This window comes from Corallococcus llansteffanensis (assembly GCF_003612055.1).
GTDB classification, from domain to species: Bacteria; Myxococcota; Myxococcia; order Myxococcales; family Myxococcaceae; genus Corallococcus; species Corallococcus llansteffanensis.
Genome location: NZ_RAWB01000542.1, coordinates 1 through 6,761, shown reverse-complemented (window position 1 = coordinate 6,761; position 6,761 = coordinate 1). Strand labels below are relative to the sequence as shown.

Below are 6,761 nucleotides of genomic sequence, written 5' to 3'. Positions count from 1 at the left end.
GGGCCGGGCGCGCGCGGCGCTCGCGGACCTGGGCGTGCCGGTGTCCACGTTCCTCGTGGGGCAGGAGGCGCTGAAGGACCTGGCGGTGGAGGGGCTGAAGGTGGACGACTTCGCCTTCGTGCGCAATTCGCTCACGGTGGAGGTGGAGATCCACGGTCGCGGCTTCGCCGGCAAGGACATCCCGGTGGTGCTCAGCCAGGAGGGCAAGACGGTCGCGAACAAGCTGGTGCGGATGACGACCGGCGACGACGTGAAGCCGGTGTCCTTCACCTTCACGCCGGACCAGACGGGGCGGTTCGTCTACACGGTGACGGTGCCCACGTTCCCGGACGAAGCGGTGAGCGAGAACAACAGCCGGTCGTTCACGCTGAAGGTCATCCGCGACCGGGTGCGCGTGCTGCTGGTGGTGGGGCGGCCGTCGTGGGACGAGCGGTTCCTGCGGGGGCTGCTGAAGCAGGACGCGAACGTGGACCTCATCTCGTTCTACATCCTGCGCACGCTGTCGGACGACCCCGGGGTGACGAACGAGCGCGAGCTGTCGCTCATCCCGTTCCCGATGGAGGAGATCTTCGACACGAAGCTGCACACGTTCGACGTCGTCATCTTCCAGAACTTCGGCTACTCGGATCCGTCGCTGTCCATCGCGGAGTACGAGCGCAACCTGGAGCGCTACATCCACGAGGGTGGCGCGTTCGTGATGATTGGCGGCGACAGCGTGCTGGGCGAGGGCCGCGCGAGCATGCCCACGCTGATGGAGGCGCTGCCGGTGGAGGCGGCGGGGCCCGCGAACCCGGAGCCGTTCAAGCCCCGGTTGACGCCGGAGGGGTTGCGGCACCCGGTGACGTCGATTGGCACCGGGGCGGCGAGCACGGAGGGCACGTGGGGTGAGCTCGCGCCGATTCCGGGGGCGAACCTGACGCGGGCGCGGCCGGGGGCGACGGTGCTGATGGATCATCCGTTCGTGACGGTGGACGGGAAGAACGCGCCGCTGGTGTCGGTGTGGGACTACGGGCGGGGGCGGGCGATGGTGGTGGCGACGGACGCGACGTGGTCCTGGGCGTTCACGGCGCACCGGGACGGGTCGCCGAACCGGGCGTATGACCGCTTCTGGGGCAATGCGCTGCGGTGGCTGGTGCGCGATCCGGACCTGACGACGCTGAAGGTGACGGCGGATCCGCCGTCGGTGGAGCCGGGGCGTCCGGTGGGCGTGGTGGTGCAGGCGCGGATGGCGGACTACCAACCGGCGCAGGACGCGCAGGTGCGGGTGGAGCTGTTCTCGGTGGCGACGCAGAAGCCGGTGGCGGTGCAGACGGGCGCCACGGGCGCGGACGGCGTGGTGCGGCTGGAGTTCGCGCCGCCGGCGCCGGGGCCGTACAAGCTGCTCGCGTCGGCGAAGAAGGGCGACACGGACCTGGGCAAGGGCGAGGACGCGGTGGCGGTGCGCGCGGTGGGGCCGGAGCTGTCGGACGCGTCGGTGCGGCCGGAGCTGATGGAGCAGATCGCGAGCATCACCGAGGGCAAGGCGTACAAGCTGCCGCAGGACGGGCTGCCGGACGTGCCGCTGTTGGATCCGCCGGTGGTGGAGGTGGGGCGCGCGAAGGACCAGCCGCTGTGGGACCGCTGGTACTACCTCGTGGCGCTCATCGCGCTGCTGGGCGCGGAGTGGTTCGCACGGCGGCGGTTCGGGTACGTGTGAGGCGAGGCCCCTGGGCTCGCGGGAGTGCGGTGCTCATCATGATGCTGAGCAGTGCATGCGCTGGAACGGTCTCCTCGGTCCAGAGACCCCCCGATAGCTATTCGCAGACGGATTCAGCGTCGGCGACCTGCCTTCGCAATCCCGCCTGTTACACGCAGACAGGCGAGGAGGCTGTCCTCCCGTGGGTCTCCCGTTCAGCGGAGGCCGCGCGGGCGGCGTTGGCCACGCTCCGATTGTTGGAGGCCGCGGAGGTCCACCGGGTGGGCCAGATGCTCGCGGAGTGTGCCAATCAGGCCAGCTCCGAGGTGAATGAGCGTCGATTTGGGAAGGGACAACGGCCGACCCGCGAGCAGTGCCAGGAAGTGGTGGAGCGGGACTCTCGAGACAACCCCGTGACACGCGCGATGAAGCTGGGGAGTGAGCAGCATCAGGTCGCACTGGCGTGTGCACGCGAGAAGCTTGCCGCCGCGTTCCCGGAGCACTTCGCGCTGGAGCCTCACTACCTCTACGACGCCGCTACCGGCCAGGCTCGCTTCGTACCGCCGGAGCAGGTGGCGGAGTGGCTGCGAGATGGGTTGTTCCATCTCCTGCCGGGGGCGCTCGTCCCCGACGTGGTGCTGCACGGCACGGGTGACCCGCGCCGGGTGCAAGCCGTCTTCGATTTCAAGTTCCCGTGTCCCAGCGGCAATCCGTTGCAGTGGGGCCGACATCCCCATCACGGTTCGTCCCAGGGCGAGCTCTATGAGAAGGCGCTGGGTGTCAAAAGGGCGCGCCTCGTGGCGCCAGGATACGGAGTCCAGTGATGCCCTCGTCGTGGCCGAACATCCGCCTTCATGGGCACGACGGTGACGCGAGCATCCTCCGCGTGCGGGACGGGCTGGGGGCCGCGTTCTACATGCGCCGATCACATGACGATGTGAAGGCGGACGTGGTGCGGGGGCTGGAGTCCTATCGCCTCGCCATCGCGCCCCACACGTTGGGTTGGTATGCGGATGACCATGGGGACTGGCAGCCGCTGGATGCCGGGGGCTGGCGCTTCGTCGAGCAGCGATTGTCAGCGCCGCGCGAAACCGAAATCACCCTCCTGGAAGACGCGGAGACGATGACGGGTTATCGGTTCAGCTATCACGGCCGGTGGCTCGAACAGCCGCTTCATGCGGGAAGTACCGCCGTGGGCTTCTGGCTGCCCACGGAGGACCGGGGCGCGGAGTTGCTCCGGAAGGCCGCGCTGGAAGTGGCCACCCTGCTGCCCTTCGACTCAGGGCACGCGGGACTGTGCTTCCAATTCACCGAGGATGCGTTGGGGCTCACCGACGGCATCCGGCCACTGGCCTTCCGCTACCCGGGGCTGGACATTCCGGAACTGCGAAGGGACTCGCTGCGGCTCGGCACCCGGCTTCAGGGAACGCATTGGATGACGTTCCTGGGACCGACCCTGCTCGCGGGCATGGGCGGAGTCGAAGCCCTGCGCAACCGACTCCATTCTCCCGGGAGCCTCGTCGAACCGCTGCCGTCGGGAAGGGCGGTGGTCACGCTCGGCGAACGGCCTCTCGCGGGAGATTCGCGACAGGGTGAAAACATGGAGGCCTACCGCGAGCTGGCCCGGCTCCTGGAGCCCTGGATGGACCTGGGCCGCGATGCCTGGGATGGCTTCTCGGAAGAGGACATGCGGCGCTGGGAGCGCCGCTTCCTGGATTGAACCGGGTCGTGCTTCGCGAGGTGTGCGCAACCCCGCGAAGCCCTACCGCGTGACTACTGCTTCTCCGCCACGCCGCAGGCGATGCGGCCGCCAGCGTCACCGGTCGGGTCGGAGTGGTAGTCGTCCAGCTTGGCGTGCACCACGACGGCGGAGCCGTCCTTGTCGAGCAGCGACTTCACCTTGAGGCCGTGGGCGAAGAAGTCGAACTGCACCTTGCCGTCCTGCGCGACGTGGAGGTTCGGCAGGTCGCCTTCGTGCTTGCCCTTGGGCGACAGCACGCCGTGCTGCTTCTTCGTCGGGTTGAAGTGGCCGCCCGCCGTCTTGAAGTCCGGCGCCTCGCACTTGCCCGCCTCGTGGATGTGGATGGCGTGCTCTCCCTCGGGCAGGTTCATCAGCGAGCCCTTCACCAGCACGCCCATCGGCGCTTGCTCCAACGTCACCTCGCCCACGTCCTTGCCCTGGGCGTCCTTCAGCGTCGCCTTCACCGTCTCACCCTTCTTGGGCGCCGGCTTCGTCCCCGCATCCGCGGCGGCCGGAGTCCCCGCATCCTGGGCCAGGGCGGGCGTGGTGGTCAGGGCAGCGGCAATCAACAGGGCGCGAATCGTCATGGGTTCCAATTCTCCAACAGGGGACGGGTTGCGAAGCGCCGCGACACTACCTCCCACCCACCGGCCTCGCAGGAGAATGTCCACCCCCGCGCCCTGCCGGTGATGGGGAGTCATCACTCCGGCAACAACCCCTCCAGCGGCACCGGCACCACCCGGGACGCTCCGAACGCGGGCCCCCACACCCGCTGCACCTGCGCTCCATTCAGGAAGCGCACCACCGCGCGGAAGGCCTCCTCCGGCCCCCCCAACGTCTGGGCCCAGGCCCGACCCCGGGGTGACAGGTTGGGCACGCTCGGCCCCAACTCCTCGCGGGACGTGGCGCCCCTCGTGATGCCCAGGCCCTCGTCCCGCACGCGCTGGGGCACGTACAGCGGCGCGAACCGGGCGTGACGGTGGTCGTGCACGCAGCCGGGCTCCTCCAACAGCGCCGCCGACAGGGGCAGCTCGCGCACGTTGAACAGCAGCTTCACCGCGTCCTGGTGCGGATCATACGGCCCGCGCAGCCGGTGGTCTCCACGGGGCACCAGCCTCCGGTCCAGGTAGCAGTAGGCGCGCGCCTCGGGTGGCAGCGCGCCCCGGTGCCGCGCTCCGCCGTAGCGGAAGAACGGGCGCACGTGGCACGCATCCACTTCCAGCGCCGGCCCCTGCTTCAACGCCCGCAGCTTGGGCAGGAGCGCGGGCTCCAGGCCGTGCTCCCTCGCGAAGTCCTCCAGCGTGGCGTCCGTCGCGGCGGCGAAGGCCCTCAGGCGCGCGAGCAGCCGGTCCGGGTCCGCGTCCACCAGCAGCTCGTCGAAGCGCGTCTTCACCCCGGGCAGGCTCACCGGGATGAGCGTGGTGAGCGGCTCTCCGCGCGCGCGCCAGTCCGCGTCCAACTCGGCGGCCTCCCTTGCGATGGGGGACAGCCGCCACTCGGGCGGCTCCGGCGTGAAGCACTGCCCCACGCCCTTGTGCTCGTAGCGGGGGGACGGGGCGTCGCTCCCGGAGCGGGATGTCCACACCGTGATGCACGTGCGCACCTGCGTGCCCCGGAAGATGCCCGGCCCCAGGTCCACCACCTCGCGCAGGTGGAGCGCTTCCAGGAGCACGCGGCGCAGCGGCGCATAGATGAACGACTCCAGCAGGCTCGCGGGCGTGATGAAGGCCAGGACCCCGGGCCGCGTCGTGAGCCGCTTCGTGGCGACGAGGAGGAAGAAGGCGAAGTCATCCCGCAGGCTGGTGCCCGGCGGCATCACCAGGGGCATCAGCGCTCGCAGCCGCGCGTAGGCGTCCGCGTCCTTCAACACCGGCGACGTGCCGTTGTAGGGCGGGTTGCCCACCCATAACTCGGCGTGCCCTTCCGGCGTCCCCGCGAGCAGCGGCTCCAGCCCGTCTCGCAGCGCGTCGCCCACCCGCACGTCCGCGCCCGGCACCCGGGCCTGGCACATGCGCGCGACCCCCGCGTCCAGCTCCAGCCCGCACAGGCGCGCGTCCGGCCGGTGCTTCGCCGCCGCCGCGAGGAACGCTCCCGCGCCGCAGGCCGGATCCACCACCGTGAGCGGCCCTGGTCCCAGGTGCGCCAGCGCGAGCGCCAGTGTGCGCTCCACGATGGGCGCGGGCGTGTAGAACGCGCCCACCGCCTTGCGGTCGATGCCTGGGAACTGGCGGACCAGCCGCTCCTCGTCCACTTCGTGCGTGTCGATGGAGCGGGCCATGCCCGGCCATCCTAGCCAGTTTCTCCGTGCGGGCTGGAAGGGGTCCAGTCCAGGGCCGTCCCGCACCGCTTGCAGAAGCGCGCATCCAGGTCATGGCCCTGTGCGCCACAGCCCGGGCACGCCTGGGTGTCCAGCTGCTGACGCGTGGCGGCAGCCAGCTCCACCGACACGATGCCCGTGGGCACCGCGATGATGCCGTAGCCCATCACCATCAGGATGGAGGCGAGGAACTGCCCCGTCACCGTCTTGGGCGTGATGTCCCCAAAGCCCACCGTCGTCATCGTCACGATGGCCCAGTACATGGACCGGGGGATGCTGTCGAAGCCGTTCGCCTCGCCCTCCACCATGTACATCACCGCGCCCATGATGACGTCGATGCTCAGCACCGTGCCCAGGAAGACGATGATCTTCGGCCGGCTCGCCCTCAGCGCCGTCAGCAGCACCTCCGCCTGTCCCAGCAGGTGGCCCAGCTTGAGGATGCGGAAGACGCGCAGCAGCCGCAGCACGCGCACCACCAGCAGCGTCTGCGACCCGGGAAACACCACGCTCAGGAACGATGGCAGCAGCGCCATCAGGTCCACGATGCCGAAGAAGCTGCGCGCGTAGTCCAGGGGCCTGCGCACCGCGGCGAGCCGCAGCACGTACTCCACCGCGAAGAGCCCGGTGAAGACCCACTCGGCGGTGTGGAGCAACGCGCCGTGGCGCGCGCGCACCTGCGTGACGCTCTCCAGCATCACGGCGACCACGCTGAACACGATGGCCCACAGGAGGGCCACGTCGAAGGCCTTCCCCGCTGGGGTGTCGGCTTCGAAGATGATGGTGTGGAGCCGGGCGCGGAGGCCGCCCACGGGGCTCTGTTCGGAGGGCCTGTTCACGGCCGGGCAGCTTAGGCGCAATCAGGGACAGGGCTCGCGCCGCGATGTCCGGAACCGGCTTTTCCCCTGGACCGGCGCCTTCGTTGCCTCCACCGGATCCAGAAGCCACCGTATCCAGCTTCCAATCCGTGGAGCGAGCAAGGCGCTGGCTTTCTGACGCGGGGCAGGAAGGCCTGGGGCCTGGGGAGGGGC

The 6,761-nt window shown here is 69.9% G+C and carries 6 protein-coding genes; 3 read left to right on the top strand and 3 right to left on the bottom strand.

Going from position 1 to position 6,761, the window contains the following annotated elements:
* The 3 genes from D7V93_RS34520 to D7V93_RS34510 form a co-directional block, all read left to right on the top strand.
* The coding region (locus D7V93_RS34520; protein WP_120647423.1) for a glutamine amidotransferase at positions 1-1,696 on the top strand (1,696 nt) is incomplete at its 5' end.
* 260 nt (positions 1,697-1,956) lie between these two features.
* Positions 1,957-2,499 carry a hypothetical protein gene (locus D7V93_RS34515; protein WP_244237682.1) on the top strand — a complete coding sequence of 181 codons (543 nt, stop codon included), beginning with the start codon at positions 1,957-1,959 and terminating at the stop codon, positions 2,497-2,499.
* The gene (locus D7V93_RS34510) at positions 2,499-3,395 is read left to right on the top strand and encodes a type VI immunity family protein (protein ID WP_120647422.1); all 897 of its coding nucleotides are present in this window, start codon (positions 2,499-2,501) and stop codon (positions 3,393-3,395) included. Before D7V93_RS34515 ends, D7V93_RS34510 begins: the two co-directional genes overlap by 1 nt.
* A gap of 53 nt (positions 3,396-3,448) precedes the next feature.
* Here the strand turns inward: D7V93_RS34510 and D7V93_RS34505 are convergent, their stop codons facing one another.
* The 3 genes from D7V93_RS34505 to D7V93_RS34495 all read right to left on the bottom strand — a co-directional run bounded on the left by D7V93_RS34505 (position 3,449) and on the right by D7V93_RS34495 (position 6,569).
* Positions 3,449-4,003: a superoxide dismutase family protein gene (locus D7V93_RS34505; RefSeq protein ID WP_120647421.1), complete on the bottom strand. Its 555-nt coding sequence runs from the start codon at positions 4,001-4,003 to the stop codon at positions 3,449-3,451.
* A gap of 113 nt (positions 4,004-4,116) precedes the next feature.
* Positions 4,117-5,694: an N-6 DNA methylase gene (locus D7V93_RS34500; protein WP_120647420.1), complete on the bottom strand. Its 1,578-nt coding sequence runs from the start codon at positions 5,692-5,694 to the stop codon at positions 4,117-4,119.
* Positions 5,695-5,705: 11 nt separating this feature from the next.
* Entirely contained in the window at positions 5,706-6,569 is an 864-nt protein-coding gene (locus D7V93_RS34495; RefSeq protein WP_120647419.1) for an ion transporter, read from the bottom strand.
* Positions 6,570-6,761: the final 192 nt, after the last annotated feature.